Annotated in this window: 18 protein-coding genes, 1 tRNA gene and 1 pseudogene; 6 read left to right on the forward strand and 14 right to left on the reverse strand. The window is 38.3% G+C overall.

Annotation, left to right across the window (positions count from 1 at the left end; all coding sequences use genetic code 11):
- Genes ACFINK_RS03905 through ACFINK_RS03925 form a run of 5 tightly spaced genes read right to left on the reverse strand, consistent with a single transcriptional unit; the run spans position 1 to position 4,114 of the window.
- Positions 1-267, reverse strand: a complete 267-nt coding sequence (locus tag ACFINK_RS03905) for an EexN family lipoprotein (protein WP_375610252.1) — start codon at positions 265-267, stop codon at positions 1-3.
- A gap of 21 nt (positions 268-288) precedes the next feature.
- The gene (locus ACFINK_RS03910) at positions 289-1,056 is read right to left on the reverse strand and encodes a type IV secretion system protein (RefSeq protein WP_375638293.1); all 768 of its coding nucleotides are present in this window, start codon (positions 1,054-1,056) and stop codon (positions 289-291) included.
- Positions 1,053-3,413, reverse strand: coding sequence for a VirB4 family type IV secretion/conjugal transfer ATPase (locus tag ACFINK_RS03915; protein WP_375638294.1), 2,361 nt, complete (start codon positions 3,411-3,413; stop codon positions 1,053-1,055). Before ACFINK_RS03915 ends, ACFINK_RS03910 begins: the two co-directional genes overlap by 4 nt.
- A complete protein-coding gene (locus tag ACFINK_RS03920; protein ID WP_375638295.1) occupies positions 3,413-3,736 on the reverse strand; it encodes a VirB3 family type IV secretion system protein in 324 nt (107 codons plus the stop codon). The genes ACFINK_RS03915 and ACFINK_RS03920 overlap by 1 nt, the downstream gene beginning before the upstream one ends.
- A 27-nt stretch (positions 3,737-3,763) precedes the next feature.
- Positions 3,764-4,114 carry a TrbC/VirB2 family protein gene (locus ACFINK_RS03925; protein ID WP_375612518.1) on the reverse strand — a complete coding sequence of 117 codons (351 nt, stop codon included), beginning with the start codon at positions 4,112-4,114 and terminating at the stop codon, positions 3,764-3,766.
- A 158-nt stretch (positions 4,115-4,272) separates the two neighbouring features.
- Between ACFINK_RS03925 and ACFINK_RS03930 the strand changes: the two genes are divergently transcribed.
- Entirely contained in the window at positions 4,273-5,016 is a 744-nt protein-coding gene (locus tag ACFINK_RS03930; RefSeq protein WP_375638296.1) for a nuclease, read from the forward strand.
- Between the two features lie 733 nt (positions 5,017-5,749).
- Here ACFINK_RS03930 and ACFINK_RS03935 read toward each other — a convergent pair.
- The 3 genes from ACFINK_RS03935 to ACFINK_RS03945 all read right to left on the reverse strand — a co-directional run bounded on the left by ACFINK_RS03935 (position 5,750) and on the right by ACFINK_RS03945 (position 8,027).
- Entirely contained in the window at positions 5,750-5,914 is a 165-nt protein-coding gene (locus tag ACFINK_RS03935; protein WP_273758902.1) for a hypothetical protein, read from the reverse strand.
- A gap of 1,339 nt (positions 5,915-7,253) precedes the next feature.
- Positions 7,254-7,697, reverse strand: coding sequence for a hypothetical protein (locus tag ACFINK_RS03940; protein ID WP_375638297.1), 444 nt, complete (start codon positions 7,695-7,697; stop codon positions 7,254-7,256).
- 3 nt (positions 7,698-7,700) lie between these two features.
- Positions 7,701-8,027 (reverse strand): ElaB/YgaM/YqjD family protein, encoded by a 327-nt coding sequence (locus ACFINK_RS03945; RefSeq protein WP_375612522.1) that lies wholly within the window; start codon positions 8,025-8,027, stop codon positions 7,701-7,703.
- A gap of 1,006 nt (positions 8,028-9,033) precedes the next feature.
- On the opposite strand from ACFINK_RS03945, the gene ACFINK_RS03950 reads away from it, so the two are divergent.
- A complete protein-coding gene (locus ACFINK_RS03950; protein WP_375638298.1) occupies positions 9,034-9,936 on the forward strand; it encodes a MotA/TolQ/ExbB proton channel family protein in 903 nt (300 codons plus the stop codon).
- The gene (locus ACFINK_RS03955; protein ID WP_375638299.1) at positions 9,933-10,526 is read left to right on the forward strand and encodes a biopolymer transporter ExbD; all 594 of its coding nucleotides are present in this window, start codon (positions 9,933-9,935) and stop codon (positions 10,524-10,526) included. Before ACFINK_RS03950 ends, ACFINK_RS03955 begins: the two co-directional genes overlap by 4 nt.
- Before the next feature lie 842 nt (positions 10,527-11,368).
- On the opposite strand, the pseudogene dut (ACFINK_RS03960) reads toward ACFINK_RS03955, so the two are convergent.
- From dut (ACFINK_RS03960) to ACFINK_RS03970, 3 genes and pseudogenes are all read right to left on the reverse strand, one after another.
- Positions 11,369-11,836: pseudogene (gene dut / locus ACFINK_RS03960) on the reverse strand (dUTP diphosphatase); the annotation flags it as partial.
- 182 nt (positions 11,837-12,018) lie between these two features.
- Complete coding sequence (dut, locus tag ACFINK_RS03965) at positions 12,019-12,549, reverse strand: dUTP diphosphatase (RefSeq protein WP_375638300.1); 531 nt, start codon at positions 12,547-12,549, stop codon at positions 12,019-12,021.
- Between the two features lie 259 nt (positions 12,550-12,808).
- The gene (locus ACFINK_RS03970) at positions 12,809-13,618 is read right to left on the reverse strand and encodes a VIT1/CCC1 transporter family protein (RefSeq protein ID WP_375613245.1); all 810 of its coding nucleotides are present in this window, start codon (positions 13,616-13,618) and stop codon (positions 12,809-12,811) included.
- Between the two features lie 1,376 nt (positions 13,619-14,994).
- On the opposite strand from ACFINK_RS03970, the gene ACFINK_RS03975 reads away from it, so the two are divergent.
- On the forward strand, positions 14,995-15,351 hold the full coding sequence (locus ACFINK_RS03975) for a hypothetical protein (RefSeq protein ID WP_375638301.1): 357 nt from the start codon (positions 14,995-14,997) through the stop codon (positions 15,349-15,351).
- 1,542 nt (positions 15,352-16,893) lie between these two features.
- Here the strand turns inward: ACFINK_RS03975 and ACFINK_RS03980 are convergent.
- Positions 16,894-17,418, reverse strand: a complete 525-nt coding sequence (locus tag ACFINK_RS03980) for a type II toxin-antitoxin system PemK/MazF family toxin (RefSeq protein WP_375613249.1) — start codon at positions 17,416-17,418, stop codon at positions 16,894-16,896.
- 164 nt (positions 17,419-17,582) lie between these two features.
- Between ACFINK_RS03980 and ACFINK_RS03985 the strand changes: the two genes are divergently transcribed.
- The gene (locus ACFINK_RS03985; protein WP_375638302.1) at positions 17,583-17,735 is read left to right on the forward strand and encodes a hypothetical protein; all 153 of its coding nucleotides are present in this window, start codon (positions 17,583-17,585) and stop codon (positions 17,733-17,735) included.
- On the opposite strand, the gene ACFINK_RS03990 is transcribed toward ACFINK_RS03985, so the two are convergent.
- A complete protein-coding gene (locus ACFINK_RS03990; RefSeq protein WP_375638303.1) occupies positions 17,715-18,287 on the reverse strand; it encodes a disulfide bond formation protein B in 573 nt (190 codons plus the stop codon). The genes ACFINK_RS03985 and ACFINK_RS03990 overlap by 21 nt on opposite strands.
- A gap of 12 nt (positions 18,288-18,299) precedes the next feature.
- The gene (locus ACFINK_RS03995) at positions 18,300-18,905 is read right to left on the reverse strand and encodes a YqaA family protein (protein ID WP_375638304.1); all 606 of its coding nucleotides are present in this window, start codon (positions 18,903-18,905) and stop codon (positions 18,300-18,302) included.
- A 221-nt stretch (positions 18,906-19,126) separates the two neighbouring features.
- Between ACFINK_RS03995 and ACFINK_RS04000 the strand changes: the two genes are divergently transcribed.
- A tRNA-Leu gene (locus ACFINK_RS04000) sits at positions 19,127-19,211 on the forward strand.
- The last annotated feature ends 116 nt before the right edge of the window (positions 19,212-19,327 follow it).

Here is a 19,327-nt window from a genome sequence, read left to right on the forward strand (position 1 = left end):
TTAATGACTGTCCTGTTTCTTTTCAGATTCTTGTTTATCGTCATTTGTTGAGCCAAAGCCTCTCCAATTTTTACGGGTTTCAAATTCAGCTTGCTCTGCATTTTTACAATTTTTCGAATTCAAATCCCCTGACGTCAAACATTTCACTAATACTTCTTCCATCAGTTTTTTATTTTTTTTAAGTTCTTCTACGCTGTAGGTTTTTTCACAACCAGCCGTGATGAGCCCTGTGCAAAGTAGCAATGTTGTTATGATGATCTTGTTCATATTCAAATCCCTCTTTTTCGTTTATTGACCACGGAGTTTTTTGGCAAAATCTTTATATCGTGCTGTAAATTCTTCGTAGCCACGTTGTTCTGCCGCTTTTTCTTCTGCTTGTTGAATCATCATGGCGGCTTGCATTTGAAGGACTTGTGTTTGGAGTTTTGCTTGTATCGCTGCTAATTGTGCTTGAATGCCTTGAATTTTACCCGCATCTTCAGTACTTCCAAGTTCGTCAAGAAGCTTGGTAATGTTTTTTTGTGTTTCATTGGCTTCTTCGTAGACGTCTTGTCCTTTTGCTGCTTGTCCTACTACGCGCTGTTCGGCTTTTTTTACTTCCTGTGCGTAAAAAGCATCCACGGCCTCTTTTGATCCAGCACCCCCTGAGGGCTCTTTGTATTTAAGTTCTTCTTGCCATTTTTGCGTGTTTTTGCTGCCGCCGCCACCGCCACCACCGCCGCTGCCCATCGATTGTTGAAAGTGGTTAAAATCTGAAGGAAGGGCGCCACTGCTCCCTTGCTTGTTAAACATCTCTTTCAATCCCGAAATGTCAGGCTTGACATTTAGGGAGTTATATAATTGTTTCGCTTGATCGAGTTGGCTCTTTAATTGGTCAAGCTGTTGTGCACCTTGTTGAATTTGTTCTTGCAATTTGTTAAGTTGTTGTGTGCCTTGCTGGACTTGTTTCATTATTTGTCCTACAGCCGCGGGATCATATACCATGATAGCGAATGCATTTGTTTGAAAGCCAAATGAAGCTGCATAGACGGTTGTTGCCAATAAAAGTTTTTTCATTGTTTTGACCTTTCTTGAAAAATAGGAAGCCATTTTTCTGGAGATTGTCCAACTTCATCCATAATGGTCTCTAGGAGTTCAATATTCTTGGTGGTGCCACTTAAAATGGCTATTTCATCATCAAAGCCGCGTAAATTCAGTTCTGCTACAACTGAACTTTGTCCTTGTTTGATGAGAAAACGCCGTGACTCACGGCTTAATTCTGATTGTATCAGGTTAAATTCTCTGTCCGATAATTTAAACCCTTCTACATAATCCCCATGATTGCCCTTTTGATTAGGAAAATAAATCTGTGTGGGGCATTGCTCTATAATGGTGTGAGCAATGGTCGAATTGATCGCATCTTTGGGAGATTGCGTTGCAAACAACATCAAACCATTTTGTTTACGGATAGTTTTCAGCCTGTCTTGCGCAAAGGCTTTAAAGGAATCATCCTCTAAGGCTTTCCAAAACTCATCAATGACAATGATAATACGACGCCCATCAATCAGAGACAAAATCCTATGAAAAAGATACATCATTAATGGGGGACGAATTTCATTATTGTCTAAAAAATCCGTCATGTCATAACCAATAAATTTTGCATCAATGCCAATGTCGTCATCAGGATTGTCAAAAACCCACCCTAAGGCATTGCCTTTACACCATCTTTCTAAACGACCCGCTATCCCCTCCCTGTGCGTGGTGTCAAAAAACATTTGTAAGGCCGATATTGTCCGTTGTTCTTTTGGTAATAAGGCAAGTTGGTCAACAGCAGCAGAAATATCTTGTCTTTCTGATTCACTGATCTTTTGATCTTCAGAAGAAACAAGCTTTATAATCCATTGGCGTAAAAAAACTCTATCTGCTGGATTGTTATAGTCTAAGCCTTTTAGCGGTGCTATGCCTGTCGGTCTACCATTCTTCAAGGGCATATAAGTGCCGCCACCCGCTCTGACAAAAAGTTCTGCGCCCCGATCTTTGTCAAAAAAGACCATATTGGGATCATGCTTTTGAAGTTGTGCTAAAAGAAAATTAACAATAACCGTTTTCCCAGAACCAGAGGGACCACAAACAAACGTATTGCCTAAATCTCCAAAGTGAAAGTTAAAATAAAATGGTGAACCAGCAGAGGTTTTCATCAAGGCGACCGCTGGTCCCCACACATTGCCATCTATTTTTCCAACCGGAAAAGAATGAAAAGGAGAAAGCGCTGCATAATTGCGGCTTGTTATTGCACCAGAGCGGGTGCGATAAGCATAATTGCCAGGCAATTGTGCCCACCAAGCTGCTGCTAACCCTAAGTCTTCCCGCGCAATGACAGCCCCACCATCTGTAAGACGAGAACGCGCTTTGGCAAGATTATCCGCTAACTCTTGCGGCGTATCAGCAAAAACTGCCAATGATAAATGATGCTCCCCTAAAACAAAACGATTGGATTCAAGATCATCAAGCGCATCATCCAGTTCCATAATTTGTGAACCTGCTCGATCTCCTGCATTGACCATTTGATTCTGTTTGCGCCCCATAATCTGTTTGGCAGCATTTTTGCTCTTGAAAATAAAAGATTGGGTGAAAATAAACTCAAAGGGAAGGGTGAGCAAACCATCCGCCATGCCTACCCTGGTTTTTGCTGGATATTCTTTCCAACCAAACATGCCCGCAAACCGCTGTCCCGCCTCGGTGCGTATTTCTATGATCTCTTTCCCAAAAATGAGACGGTCTGAATAAACAGTCGAAGCTATCGTCCCCCATGTGAGAGGGATACGTTCACGACGACCTCCCACCAATTGGTGGATAAACTCACTTTGCTGCGAATAAATATTGCCTTCATGTTCATAAAGACTCAATCTTCTTGCACCATAACGCTCTAAATTTTGAATAAGATCTGTGGTAATATCTTCAAGCTTGCGAATGGACTCTGCATCAACTTCTGTCTTTTCTTGCTTGGCTTTGCCTAAACGTTTGAAAAACTCCACTAATTTATCCGTTTGATCAACGTGTGGATTCCACAAAATAGAAAGATAAAGCTCATTGCGATAAAGCTCCTGTGAAATCATCCGCTCGCGATATTTATCATCTAATTGCTTGGCAAATGCCGATCTGAAAGTCCCATCCGGATAAATCGTTTCACGCTTTCTGATAATATGGCTATAAAGCGCTATCCGTTCATCCGCTATGTTTTTAAACAGATTATTGAGCTGTTCGTGAAGCACATTCAGATCAATAATATCCGCTGTCTCAAAGTTAATCCCTTCAAGTTTAATAACGCTCATGAGAGCGCGTGAATCCAGCGCAATGATGTGTTTATTGACATGGCGCACATAAGGAATGATCGCTTCTGGCTGCTTTTCACGTTTGCGCTCTGTTCTATTCATTATAATTCCTCATAATTACGAATTAATCGTAATGGAGAAATACTTCCCCCACCCCATAGACTCGAATTTCTGGCAAAAATAGATGTCTTTTGCCATGTCAGAAGAATACGAAATTTGTTATGGTCATGCTTTAGGATTTCCTTGAATATGAAATGCAGCATCACACCAAAGGTTAGAAAAAAAATATTGCCTGCCATAATGAACAATATCATCGTTCCTATCGCATTTAATCCCATAGCTTCCACTGTTACGCCCGCAATCATTGCAGGGCGCGTGCAAGCAAGAAATAACGTATCTTCTGTTAGCTTGTCGTGCTCTTTCATGGCTTTGAAAGGCTAAAGTTAAGCGAATTAAGACATAAACATTGATGCGATTTGCGATGCACCAAAAACAATGCCGATGCCAACACAAACAAAGAAAGCTTTACGCATTTCAACATAACCAGCAATCCATGCAAGCCCAACACCAGCAATCGCAATGGTTGCGATTGATTTTGCAATTGGTCCTTTTAAAGCATCAACTATTTTTTGAAGAGCAGTTTCAATTTTTCCGAAGCCGCCATCAGCAAATGCTGGTTCACTCAGTGCCATGAAGGCAATAAACAGCATCAATGCTGCTGTTAACCATTTTTTTTGGGTGTTGGATAGAATAGTTTTTTGTAAGGTATGTTCATTAATGAACGAATTATTCATGTTTTTCATGAAAATTCCCCCGCTTTATGTTTAAGTTGATCATAAAATTAATATTCAAAATATTAATCGGGAATCATATAAATGAAAAAAATAAATTTTTCTATCGATAAATTAATAATATTTAATCTTTTATTATTTAATAAACAAAAAATATAGTAATATTCAAAATGATACTTTTAAAATATCTTCGAGCAGCGCCTAAATATATTGTCTTAATTTGTATTATTATTTTAGGATACTTTTATTTCAGTCAACATACTGAAAATATTATGCAATTTTCTCTTTTTGAAGGATCAGAAAAGACAATTGGAAACCCCGTTCAAAATCCGAAGTCACAATTGGTTGATTATGCAAACCAACAAGACGCAATCCAACAAAATGTGGTGTTGCATTCAGAACCAATCGCATCACAATTTTATGAAGAAAATGTGCCGGTCTATTCCGGTGCTATACAGGTCACAAGTGGTGTGACCTTTAAAATGATTACGCTTGTAGATGATGGGTGGAGAAAAAAGATCATCCGTGATATCCGTTTATATGGTGTGGAAAGCTGTGAAACACGACAATTTGCCTCACGCAACGGAGTTAAGTGGCCTTGCGGTGCTTTTGTTACGGCTTGGCTTGTTTCAAAAACAATTGATAAAAAGGTTACTTGTCGGCAAGCACGTGTCGTTCAACAGGTTCATTATGCACAATGTTTTGTAGATGGGGTTGATCTGGCGCGGTTGGGGCTGGCAGAAGGGTTGATGGTGTTGACAAAAGATCAGCATCATTTTCCATCCCCCGCAGACTATAAAACTCTACAATCTGCTGCTCAAAAAGCACAAAACGGTTTATGGTCGAGCCAATTTCAACAACCAGAAGATTGGCGAAGAGATCATGGAAGCTATAATCCCATTGACCATAATTAATATTGACCATTATTGATAAAGCGTCTTTTCAAGCGCTATTTAAAAATCAAGACAATATTCTACTGCAAATCTTATCAGAAAAAAGTTAATGATAATCCACACAGTCCTTGGTGGACAACGCTCGTTATGAAAATTTGTTGTGTTTAAAATATCCTTATAGGTTGTTTACTACAGTGCTATGGGAGAGCGCGTTTCCTTGGCTATACGTCATTTCGTTTTGCTTTTTAAATGAAAAGCTCTTCGCTTCTCAAACTCTTAATAATCGCACCCCAAAATCATGACATCAAACCTGCATTTAAATGAGAAGGCTAAAAGCTTTAAGTTTTAAAGGCTGGGAAATTCTGTAAAAGCGTATCGTTAGGCGCACGTGTGCCCCTTATCAATAACCAAAAGGCCTATCTTGTTCTTTTCTCACGCGGCTTTGAGATCATGATTAAAGAGAAAGCTTATAGGGGGATAAGTCAAAAGAAAGTGATGAAAATAATAAGGTATTTTAAGTGATATATATTTGAAAATATTATAAAAAAGACAAGAAAAGATAATAAATGGGTATTTTGTTATATAAATACTTAGCGTTAAGCGGATAGGTTATGAAAAGCCTTTCCAAAGTTTTTAAAACTGATTGTCTTCATACGTGTTAAAGTGTACAATGACGTTGTCAGGTGTGAGTTACACAAAATACTCTTTTAGTTAGAGATTGATAACTCACATTTTATTGTCGTGGGGTATTTATTTAATATGCATGTCCACGATCTGTATCTGGCGATTTTGTTTCAAAAAACTTTTTAGCTTGTTCTTCTTGTTGGGCTCTACGTTTTTCCTCTTCACTTTTACCACAACCTGTAATATTCAATCCTATAGTCAATAGAGCCAAGCATATTAAAATAAATTTTTTCATTTTTCCCCTCTTTAAAAATTATATGTATTAATCTCATCAATTATATCGGAATACAGATTTAATTATCGTGATCTTTTGTTTTTTATTAGTATTGTTAATGGAAAAATATGTGAACAGTTTATTGTAAATATCTTATAAGTTTATCATAATAAAAAATTAGAAGGAAAGAGCCAAAACCTAATATAAAGGAACAAATTGTAATGTTTATTAGTGCTTTTGACCAACCTATTGATAATATCATAATAGGAATTGTAAACAATCCCACAAACCCCATTATCATTATAAGGCTTAGTATCAATCTTAAAGGACCACGAAGCCATAAAAGCAAAAGGACGAGCGCCTCTTTGCTTATTTGTGATTTTGACATTATTTTCCCCTCACGCGCTTAAATCAAGATGCTCCACAATATACACAGTACGATAAATGATACAAGTTATTTTGTTATAAAATCTTCAAGATCTGTTTGATGTTCAACGGATGAAATATCCGGTTTGGTAGAAGATGATTCTATTTGATATTCTTTCATAAAAGCAACTTTTTCTTCTTTGAAGAACAGAATAGGATTCACTCAGTATTGATTAGGCAATTTTGGTTTTAAAATTCCTTTTTGTATGAGCTCTCTTAAACCATTGTGAAAAGTTCTGTCGACCATATCGCGCTTTTTTCCATTTATACCCCCATCAAACCAGATTAAGGTAACGCTGCTGGGGTCTTCGTTTGTTGATTTATTAGATCGATATTCTTCTAAAACTATTATCAAAGCACGATGTCCTGTACGAGATAAATTACAAATTGCTTGAATGCCATCAGCAAATATTTCTATAAAATTTTCTTTCTTTATTTTTTCTGTGACGTGAATTGTAGGTATGACCTCTGTTCTATTCGTATCAGAGTTGATAAATTTTTGTTGTGTAATGGACGTTTTTACAACTTTCTTATCGGTAAAAATTTCAGATTTTTTGAAAAAAGAATTTTCATACGGGGAATATTTTTGCTTTATAAATTCAAATCGATGACGTGACCTTTGGTTCTGAAAAAAGCTTATGAAAATATAGAGAAAGGCAGAAACGGAACATCATTTCCTTCAAAAAACAATAAATGGCTTCGAATTAAACTAGGACTTCTAATGCAAGCATTGCCTTATGTTGTTATGTTCATGAAAAATGGGTTGCAATCTGAAAGAGAGTGTAGCGGTTCTATGGAATTTTTAGCAAAATGAAGGGGATTTTTTTCAGGTATTTGAAGAAGCTAAAGAGACTATGAGGAAAAAAATGTGCTTTCTTTTATAACAAAAGAAAGCACATTGAGAGGGGGATTTAGAGTGACAGCTTTACATATTTTACTCTGAAAAGCGGTCTTTTTTATCTTTTTTCCACAAAAAATAAGTTGCAAGTCCGAGAATGGGAACACCCAATTTGGCAAAAGGGAGATGTTGACTGAGAGCTGCAAGACTGGAAACAGTCGCATCTGTCATGAGTTTGTGGCGTTGTTCTTCTGTCTTTTTTTGTTGGTCATAGCGTTGATAAGTTTTGAGAACGCGACTGATAATAAGACCTAATCCCGCAAGAGAAAGACAAATTAAAAACATGATACTGGCGGCAGCAAGAGGCTTCATAACAGAACATAACGCAATAAAACCGATGGTACATAAAAAAAGCAAAGACATGAAGAATGAAATGCCAATAAACCCATAAAAAATTGCTTGAAGGCGTACTTGCTTGACTGTGCTTTTAAGCCCTCCACCGACAAGATGGTTTAAAAGAGGCGCGATAAACTTATGCATTGCTTAACGACGCAGTAATTGAGAAAGAATAAAACCAACCCCTGCGGCAAACAAAACGCTTTTGCCAGGATTTTTGCGAACGCATTGATTCATGGTTTGTTCAAGATCACTAATTTTGTCTTTTGCTTGAGACATCATGTCTTCACCACTTTCTTTCGCTGAGTGATATAGTTTTTCCGCTTTGTCTTTGGCGGCGTTGAATTTGTTTGCACCAAGATCTGTTAGGGTTGAGGTAATCCCTGAAATTTCAGTGCGTAACGTTTCTAATTGTCCTTGTAGGTCTTTTTCTACGGCTGATTTATCGTGCTGTGTTGTTTTATTATGGGCCATGGTATTTTTCCCTCTTGATTCATTATATTTGTATTGGTGTGTTCATAGTGATCATTTGCATTGGAGTGAAAATTTTCACTGCTTGAGTAACGCCAAAAGCTTTTTTTGGTTCCTTTCATTTTGTCGAATTTAAAATTGTTTTTGATAAAATAAATCTTTCCTATACGATATGCTTTGTCTGTAAAGGGTCGCATCTGTTGAGAATTGTCTTATGCTTTTGCAGTAATTTAGCACCATTCTTCAGTTTCTCGTGGCGCAGTTTTTTATAAAAGTTTTTTAAAAGTGTGCTGAGGCTTATTTTTTAAGCTTGTGACAGGTAAAAAACATCGTTGTTGCGATTTTGCGGCAGAAGTACTGTCATTTTTATACTTTTGCAGCAAAGAAAAAGAAAATAATATTGCGGCTCTTTGCTCTCTATGTATTTGGGGGCAACACGCGCTCCCCATGATACTTTTGGTCAGTTTAAGAATATTGCGATCGTTCTTTTTTAAAAACGTAAGGTATATTTTTATTTTAGGATAGGAGAGGTACTTTAGTGTAGGGGTTGTTAGAGAAGTGCATGTCCTTTTCTTTAAGAGTTTTATGATATTTTTGCTGCTTGTTTCATGTAAGCAAATATTTTGTTGGATTTAAAAGAGCCGCAGAAATGAGAAAAGCTTTGCGATATGAGAGATTTATTTAACAGGAACGATGATAAATTATTCTTATAAATTAAAATATTATATGCGATACTTCTTGTAAGTTTATCATTTTGCCTAATTTATGCAATAAATTGATTGGGTAAGATAAACTTGTTGAATTGTTAGAGAAAAATTTCTTGAGTAATTTCTTTAGAATTAAGAGAGAGCTTGTGAAATAAAACTATACTTGATTTATCAAGTTTTCTTTCTTAAGAGGAATACACAAGTGACGTTAAAAGGGTAGTGGCATTGTGGAACAGTGATGCTATGCGGGGTGACGATCCAGCTCATAAATAAAGATAAGAGCACAAGAATGTGAGATAAAAATGGAATCTGAAACAGTCCCTTTAGATAAAACAGTCCCTTTAGATAATATGTCTGCTGTATTGACAGTGCATGATTTTTCTCCTCTTTCTATGTTTATGGCTGCTGATTGGGTGGTAAAAGCCGTTATCATTATTTTGTTATTTGCTTCACTTATGTCTTGGACAATTGCTTTTGTGAAAATTGTTGAGATCACTTTGGTAAAACGAAGAGTACGTCATGAACTTCAATTGGTTCTAAATGCTCAGACTCTTACGCGTTTGGCAGCTAGCTTGAAAGAAAGCAAAGGAGCTGGTGTGTTTTTTCTCAAAGAAGTCCTTAAAGAGGTGTATCTTTCTGCACAACAGGTTCATTTTTCTGCTCCTGAAGGGATAAACGAAAGCTCTGGTGAAAAAACCAGTACAGAGGAAAGGGCACAAACGATTGAAGATATTCTCTTTTATGAGGAGAGCAATCAATATGAAGATGTTTCCCGCGATGTTCGCGATGCTAGGGTTCGTGATGTTCATGAAGGTTTAAAAGAAAGGGTTCATTCACTTTTGTCACGCTGCTTGCTGGCTGCTACACGCCGTGTTGCATGTGGAAGTGCTGTTCTTGCAACTATTGGCGCAATTGCTCCTTTTGTTGGTCTTTTTGCAACTGTTTGGGGAATTATGAATTCTTTTATTGGGATTGCTCAGTCTCAAACAACGCGACTTGATGTGGTGGCGCCTGGAATTGCTGAAGCCTTATTCGCAACGGCTGTTGGGCTTTTTGTGGCTATTCCCGCCGTTGTTATGTATAATAGCCTTATGCGTGCTTTGAGTGGTTATCGTAGTGATTTAGGTGATATCGCTGCTGCTCTTGAAAGGCTCTTGAGCCGTGAACTTGATAGACAAAGACAACAGAAAAGTCATAAAAAATGAAAGCAAGCCTTAATAATGATTGGGATATAGACGAGAGTGGGTTGCAAAGCGAAATCAATGTGACCCCTTTTATTGATGTTGTATTGGTGTTGCTTATTGTTTTTATGGTTGCTGCGCCTTTGGCAACATCTGCCATTTCCGTTCAGCTTCCTTCTATAACTCAAGCACCTTCAGTGGTTCAGTCTGATGAACCTCTTTATGTTACGTTGCAAAAAGATCGTTCTCTTTACATTGGTGATCATCTTGTAGAACAAGCAGCTTTGAGAGAAGCTTTGTTGAGGGAAACGACGCAAAATTTAGAGGCAAAAATTTTAATCAAAGCGGATAGCGAAATTGATTATGGTACTGTCATCGATTTATTAAATCAAATACGTATGGCTGGATATCATAAAATCGGTCTTGTAGGATTGCAAAACTCTACCAATCTTGTCTCAAGAGGTGAGATCAATAATAAAACAACAGGGGTAGCGAACGCTGCTGTCGATGGAGCGGGTGGTAGCGCGGGTGGTAACGTTGTGGGGCATGTGGATGCCGTAACAACGAGCACTACGGGAAACGCTAATATTCCAGCCGATGTCTCTGATCAGTGATAAAAAACAGCCTTTGTTGCAGGAAGCAAAGCATATTACTCAAAGTCGTAGAGTGAAATTGATGAGGGTTCCGCGGATTTATTAAACCAAACACGCATGGGTTTGATATTACGCAGGGGGTTCATATATCGAATCGGTTTTTTTAGGATTAAACTCTACTCATCTTGCCGCAAGAGGTGCGATCAAGAAAACAGCAGAGGCGATTGTTGTGTGTCTTAATACATCTTAAAGCCTTTTTTGCGGCGGTGTTCATAAATGGTATAACGGTAAAGCCCCCGTAAAATAATCAAAAAACCTATCAAACATCACCATCTTTACGCTTAACAAAAGAGCAAGCGAGCACCATTATCGTATTTATATTTTTTCCCAATGTTGCGACAGTGTTTATGACACGTATTCATTGTAGGCATTTTTTCAGTTGTTATCTGCATGCTAGCCACGTTTGGAATGTGAGAAACATGCTTTTGATTGATTTAATATAAATAGGCTTGCCATAAAACAATCTTACAGTATTGAGATTTCTCATTTAAGTTGAAAGACAATTCATTATTATTATAAATCAATATGATGTATAGATTGTCGACATTACAAGTGGTGTGTGAACGCTCAATGGTTAATGCCAATGTTTTTGTTATGGGGGAGGGGTATCTGGTGATAATGAAGTTTTGTATAGCGCACGAGACGTAATTGAGAGATGATTGTTTAGAGGTGCGTTTAGTGAAAAAACTTTGAAAGCAAATGCGCATTCCCTCTGCACTTTAAAAGCGCAAAGAATTTCCAGTGAAAGAGTGGTTGGAATAAGTATGTGTGTTATTTTGAGAGGAGCGATTTTTCAGAGCTTCTTAAGTGTGTCCCGTTGAACCAAAACCTCCTGTTCCACGGCTCTCGTTATGGCTTTGGGTATTTTACTCTGGTTCAATGGCGCAAACATTAACTTGGGATACGGGGGCGATGACTGTTTGGGCAATGCGCATGCCCCGTTTAAATGGAAAAGTCTTCTTGTCCTAAATTGATAAGAAGGAGTTTGACTTCACTTCCGGATAGTCACACCCAATCGTTCTTGGAGTGTTGAGGCATGTGATGCCCGTGTTTTAAGGCTAAGCCAGAGCGTGGACGGATGCGTGCTTCAAACCCAAGAGATAAATGAAAAATGAGACCTGTTGGAATAAGTGTCCGCTGCCCAGGGGCAAGAACAAGCGTTTCTTCTTTACCAATTTGCTGCTTGTAAATCCAAGACCCGCAGAACCAGCCGTTGCGTAATGAGGAAGCTTTCTTGTCCCAAGCGTGCGATGCTGAACGGATAAAGTCAAGGGGGGTGTGAAGATTGAGAAGAGACAGGAGAAGAGTAAGGATACTTGTTTAGAGGGGCGTTTAGTGAAAAAACTTTGAAAGCAAATGCGCACTCCTTCTACACTTTAAAAGCCCAAGGGACTTCTAGTGAAAGAGTGGTTGGGTATGTGTTATTTTGAGAGTAGAGATTTTTCAGAGCTTCTTAAGTGTGTCCCGTTGAACCAAAACCTCCTGTTCCACGGCTCTCGTTATGGCTTTGGGTATTTTGCTCTGGTTCAATGGCGCAAACATTAACTTGGGATACAGGGGCGATGACTGTTTGGGCAATGCGCATGCCCCGTTGGATTGAAAAGTCTTCTTGGCCTAAATTGATAAGAAGGACTTTGACTTCACCACGGTAGTCACTATCAATCGTTCCTGGAGTGTTGAGGCATGTGATGCCGTGTTTTAAGGCTAAGCCAGAGCGTGGACGTATTTGTGCTTCAAACCCAAGAGATAAATGAAAAATGAGACCTGTTGGAATAAGTGCCCGCTGCCCAGGGGCAAGAACAAGCGTTTCTTCTTCTCCAATTGCTGCCCGTAGATCAAGACCCGCAGAACCCGCTGTCGCGTAGCAAGGAAGTTCTAAACCTTGTCCGTGTGCAAGACGCTGAACAAATAAAGTCTGGGCATGTGAAGATTGAGAAGAGACAGGATGATTGTTTAAAGGGGCGTTGGTTTCAGTGTGCGACATGATCGAGGCATTTCCAAAATATGAGGTCTAGAAGAAAATGATACTTTAACAAAAGATATCTATAAAACCAAGTCGATAAAGGTGTGTGGATATAGGTTGTCCCCAGAGCTTGCTTATCATCTCTTACTGACTTAAAATATTCCACAACACCACCTAACATTATCAATGGCATTTTTCAATAATGGCATCATCAAGGATGGCTTATGCCTAGGGGCATGCGCTTATTTGAGATCTAAATTATGGTTACAGATAAGATTTTTTAGATACTACCGATAAGAATACCCGTGGCAAAAACCAGAGCTCCCCCAATGATAACCTGTAAAGAGGCGCGCCAAAAGGGAGTGGACATGAATTTGTTCTGAATCCAGACGATGGCGCCTAGTTCAAAAAAAACAATGATAAAAGCAATAATTGTCGCTACATAAAAAGAGTTGATCAAATAGGGAAGAGTATGACCTAGTCCTCCTAATGTTGTCATAATGCCGCTGGCAAGACCTCTTTTTAATGGCGAACCACGCCCTGATAATTTTCCGTCATCATGGGCTGCTTCTGTGAAACCCATTGAAAGTCCCGCACCAATTGAAGCTGAGAGCCCTATCAAAAAAGTTTGATGCGTGTCTCCCGTGGCAAAAGCTGCGGCAAAAATGGGGGCAAGGGTGGAGACAGAGCCATCCATTAACCCTGCAAGACCTGGTTGAATCCAAGTCAAAAGTGTTTGTCTTTGCGTTTTCGAAGGCTTTTTTATGGTGTGATTTGCCGCTGTTGTTTTTGGGGAGGGATGGCGGCTCTTTCCTTTCACAAGAGAAGTTCTGTCACATAATGAACCGATAGTGTTTGCACGATTATGGCAAGAAAGGCACAAAAGTTGCTTATAATTTTTAAGCTCTTGAAGCCCCATGGCGGTAAAAACCGCCGCTTCCTTAGAGGAATAAGGTTCTAGAGCTTTTGCATATTTTAAATAGAGCGCCGCATGTTGCTCTTTTAATTTGAGCGCTTTAAGTATCACGTTTTGTGCTGAACGAAAGGACAGAGCTTTACGTTGTACAAATGAAAAAAACGATCTCAACATTTTCTGTTCCTCTGCACTTTAGAATAATTCTAAAACATAAGAAAAATAAACCGAAAGTCAATCTAAAAGTTCAAAACTGAAAAATTGCAAAAAGGTTGCACTGAGAAAAAAGGTGCTGGGATGTTGAGAAAGTACAAGGAGATTTGTCAAATGGAGACGACAGGGGCGCATGAAAGAAATGATTACGTGAAAAAATTTAAGAGACAATGTGCTTTATTTTGCTAAAGGGGCGTTTGAATGGAGCATTTCAATGTATTGATGCTCGAGAATATAGGAAAGGAATAAGCTAGCATCATCTTCATTCGATGCGTTCAAAAGACTGTACAGCTCTTAGAATTTGAAATGATTCTTTAAAGGAGATCTTTATTCAAGGGATAAAAGCCCATTTCGCGAGGGGGCCCCGTGAAGAGTATAGAAGGGTAGAGCGGCAAAATTTCCATGAAATAATATAAACTCCATTGAGTCTTCTTAATCTTTACGCTTCATAAAAGAGCAAGCCGGCATCATCATACACCTTAGCTCCCAGTGTTGCGACAGTCTTTAGCACTGTTCATTATAGGCATGACATTTTATTGTACAGTTTTACGCCACTCATTCTGCTTGTGGAGGTGTAAGACAGTATTCTTATGATATTTACGCGCATTTTAGCGTTGTTACAGCTTTTGCATTTAGGTGGATTTGTTAGCGTGTAACGAATTATCTTTTGTGCTGTAATTGCAGGGACAGATAAAGGTGGGAGTGCATAAATGACAGAGATATTATCATATCAAATTGTTTGATCACGCATAAAAATTTATGCTTTATGAAGGGGCATTTATCGCCTTGTAACTGGCCTGATATCTTGCATGAAAGCCCAAAATTCAGTAAAATTCTCTCACTTCAAAACTTCTTATCTTAAATCAATTCAAATCATTTTCTTGTGTATCACAAGGAGGAGTGTGGGTGCTGTGTTTTTATTTAAAGTATGGGATGAATTGAAATGTGAGAAGTGCATAATCTCTACGCGTTAACAAACGTTTTTGATGTTTTTAAAAAAGAGCGAAATTGTGCAGAAAAAAGAGGAACTCTATGGACATTGATGATAGTTTAGAATGGTTTTTGGGTTTGCACAAACTAACAATACCGCAGGCAGCGCTTTTAATAGTTGGATTAAATCCAGGAAAGTGTTTGTTTCACGATGAAATGGAACCAGAAAAGAGTGATATTTACGAAGATAACCTTTCCGTATCATCAGAGAAAACTGCTTGTTTCCGAGGAGCTTATAATGCCATAATTCAGGCAGGAAAAGAAGGGCAATTAAAGATGAAATTGTCGTATAGTTATTCGAGTTATATAGATCCAGATTCTTCATATGTTCGCGTTGATGATTTAAAAGAATGGCTTTCATCGCGTGGTCTGTACCCTCCATTTTTTTCCCTGAGGATGATTCTGCTGAGACTAAGGATCAGAAATATTATGCGTTTCAAGATCCAACGCATCCACGTTATGCTCCAAAGCTTGCTGCTATTGTTGCAGCATGGGAAGCGGTGAGTGAGGCTGAGGGTGGTAAAACTGTTAAAGGAACGCTTATAAAGTGGCTTAGTGAACATGCCGTTCAGTACAAGTTGGTGGATGATGATAATTTACCAAGAGAGAAGCTCATTGAGGAATTAGCGGCTGTTGCGAATTGGGAACCTACCGGAGGGGCGCCTAAGACACCTGCCAGCTCTCTTTTATCAAAAGAAAAAAAATAAAAAGATCACTAAAATTGTGCTGCTTTTTTTGATAATTTTGAAGATAATCTCTTTTTCTGGGGGAGATTTTTACTTTTCTTCCCTAGATTATAAGTAATTGTTTTTCAATAAAAATAATTTTTATAGTGTTCCTCTGACTGTTCAGGCGGGGGAAAATAGACATTTTGGGGCAGTAAAATTTATCCTGTAGTTTTCGTAACTTACCTCTCTATTTTTGTTTGATTTTTTTGGGCATTTTAAAATCCAAATCAATTAAAATGGAGTGCAACATGATTAAAGTTAATCTTTTTTTTACTATGCGTAAAAGTGTGAAAATTTTTCGAGGAAATGTACGGATATTTGGCAATGTGTTGCCGATGAGGTGGTGCGTAAATCGTTTAGAATAGGTGTATTGTCGTGTTGGTTAAAGTTTGAACTTTACCCTTGTTATGGAAAAGGTCAAAGCTGAGCGCCATACGCTTTCTCCATAAAGAAATCTTGTCATCTATGAGCGAGTGAGGATTTCTCTTGAAAAATTTGCACAATAGTAAAACTCGTTAGCAAAACCCGTTCTTTGGCGTAACAAAAAGGATGTCATAAATGATTATCTCATCATAAATATGCTTTAAGAATAACCCTTGCGTGGCGAAAGTCTATGGCGTAGTCGCTATAGACTTTTGCTCCGTGTGTGGTGATCAATGCTCTTGTTTATCTCTTGTCAATGCAAGTGCCCATGAAAGTGATGGGTGTCTATTGTTCCATTGTGATGCTTGGTTGTTCATGTTTAGAAACGACAAGTGTATTAAATGTGATAGGGTTGATAGAAAGGAAAACGTATCCTGTAAAAATAGGTGTGTCTTTAAAATAAAGCTGATAAACGAAATTATTTTTTTATCTACCTTTTATATGGTGAGAAAAAAGGCATTCAAAGTGCAAGCATACGCAATTTAGCAGTAAATCCCAAAATAGCATAGATCGTTTCTCGGAAAAGGGGAAGAAAATCTATCTGTAAAAGCTATGTTGGGTCGTGTGACCGGTGAAATAATGCGGTTAGGGCAATAAACAATTGTTATTGGTGAAGAGATAGAAATCGATTGGGGGTTGATTTCTAGTTTATTAGAGAATTTTCTTTGTTATCTCGTCAAATACGATCGTTTGAGGTGTGGTCATATAAAGCGAAGCTTTTTTTCAATCTTGGAAAGATATTCTTATTGCGGAAAATCATATAAAGTTTAAGCAACGGCAGCACGATTTTTTGTGCAATGAAATGATAAGTATGTACAATATCTCGGTAATCTCCGTGGGAAACTTTACCGGATCCAAGGTGTGGATATTGTCTTCTGCTTACCCCAAATCGCAGATATTTCAAAACAACAACGGTGGAGAATGAATGTTGGATATGTTCTAGGGAAGGTTGCAAAAAATGGCAGTTTTCAAAAAAATACCAAAAATGACGAAAGGAGCGGTTTCCCACTCCTTCGTTCCTATCTCCCCTTGCGGGGAAGCGGCCACCATTACTGATGCCGTGTATGCTGATATAGGTACACTTATTTTTCTCAAAAGTCAATAGTGTAAATGCGGTAAATATTTGAGCATCAGAGCTACAACTTTATGAAAATCTTCGCAGGATAATCTTGGAACGGTACGTGAGCAACTTAAACGACTTACAGAAACTGTTGTGACATAATTGCAGATAATCCATGCTTTTTTATTCTCTATAGGAGATTGTATTGGATACGCAGCGGGATTATTGGGTTGTGATTTCGTTGAAAAAGGTAAAACTGTCACATTTCCATATAATTTTGCATTCTTAGAAAGCACTAAAACAGGCCGCTTTTTCCAAAATTCAGGGAGTATCGAATCATGAGGAAAATCACACCAAAAAACTTGTCTGATGCGTGGTGCCGATTTGATTCGTGGTTTTATATGAGGTGGTTTTTCGTAAGGCGCATTTAAATCTCTTTCTTTTATATGCTCACGCCATGCATTATGATCATGTTCCATCATAACACATGGTTCTTCAAGTTTGGTTATATCTAAGGAAATAGGTGATAGGGTAGAAGGCTCTGTGTTCTTATCTTCAGCCATAGCAGACCATTTATATTTATTGGTCCCCTCACTTATTATTTTACGGCTTTTCTATCACGAGTTTTTATCAAAATGTTGCTTATAAGTACAGAGAGGTGAAACCATAAAATGGATGTCTCTGCTTATTTTTGTCTTTTGAGTACAACGCTAGAGGAGGGATGTTGGTGACTCGTTGGTGTTGGTGGGTTGGTTTGGCGGTGGGTGGTTTTGGGTGGGGATTGGTGACTGGAGGGTTGGTTGGTAGGGGAAAGCGATTGGAGAGAACGAGTGTACGCGGTTTCGTTTCTATTTTATGGTTAGAGTTTTTTATGGATTGAAAGGAGCCCTTTTGAAGTAATATAGAGGCTTATAAGGGAGAAAAATAGGCTTGAGACGACATTCCAACCGGCAAATGAGAGAAAAAGAAAGCGTGCGGATGCTTCAGAACAAGAAGGGGGATGAATGCTATTTAATTGGTTAAGCAGCTGGTTAATGTCTGAGGTTTTTCTGACTGCGCTTAAACCACAACTGAGGGGAGCAGCCCAAAAGCCATATTCAACACCCGCATGATAAATGGCTAAAACAAGGCTGATGCACATTAAGACAAAAACACACAAAAATAAAAGTTGTACCCAAGCAGTTATGCGAAAAAAATATGCCCCAAAACCTGCTAAGAGCAAAAATGGTATGGCACCATAATAGGGGAAACGCTCTATGAGACATAAATCGCAAGGAAGATACCCTCCGAAATGTTCAAAACCAAGGGCAATACCTATTGTGGCAGACAAGCAAAAAGCGAGAAAAAAAGCCCATAAACTTTGTTCTTTTCTGCTGGGTTCAAGATGAAGGTGCTTGTGTAAAAGTGGGTGAGAAGACAAAACGCATGCCATTAAGTCTGTTCCTTATAAAAGCTTCCTGTTTAAAAAAGCTATGAAAATCCCATAAATTAAAAGGAGGCTAACACAACCAATGAGAACAATCCATTTGAAATGCTGTACTAGAAAATTCATTGCTTTTTGCCCAAAATGTTTAATCAGCCACGCGAGAAGATAAAAACGAGCGCCTCTGGAAAAAATACAAATAAGAATGAAAAATTCAAGACGCACACTCATAACACCGGCCAAAATTGTGACAATCTTGATGGGGGGAAGATGAAAAAAACCTGATGTTATCAGTAAAATGATTAGAAATTGCAGGGTTGCACTATTTTTCAGAGATTCAAAACTTTCAACCTTACCATAAATTTCTAAAATGGGTTTGGCAAGGGTATCATAGGCAAAATGTCCGATAAACCAACCGGCAATGCCTCCTAATACAGAACAGATTGTTGCAATCAAAGCATAGCGATAAACCCGCTTTTGATGGATAAGAAGCATCGGAATATATAAAACATCTATGGGAATTGGAAAAACAGAACTTTCAATAAAGGCAATGAAACCAAGCCAGTGTGGTGCTGTACGCCGATTTGCTAAAGAAATCGTCCAAAGCTTTAATTTGTTTAATATCATGAGGCTTTTATAAGTTTAAGAGGTAAAGACTTTACAAATGAGATTGCTATAAATCCGGTAGAGAAATCCAATAAAGAAAGTATTTCATAAAATAGATAAGAAAATGATATGAATTCTTAAAAAATGAGAAGTCTTCTGTTGACGAATCTGTTCTTCTTCATATAGTGCAAAGGAATAATCGACAAGTCTGTCTTTTATAGTCCTGTCTTTTATAGCAGTGTGCGGGTGTGGTGGAACTGGTAGACGCGCCAGACTCAAAATCTGGTTCCGAGAGGAGTGTCGGTTCGAGTCCGACCACCCGCACCACTTCATAAATATTTTCCTTTATCCTGTTATGGTGCATCACGTTGTTTTATAGAACATGGGATTTATAAAACATGGAATTTATAGACCGTGTTCAATGTTTTGTATGTTGAATGAAA

The organism is Bartonella sp. AA16NXGY (assembly GCF_042197325.1).
In the GTDB taxonomy this organism is placed as follows: Bacteria; Pseudomonadota; Alphaproteobacteria; order Rhizobiales; family Rhizobiaceae; genus Bartonella.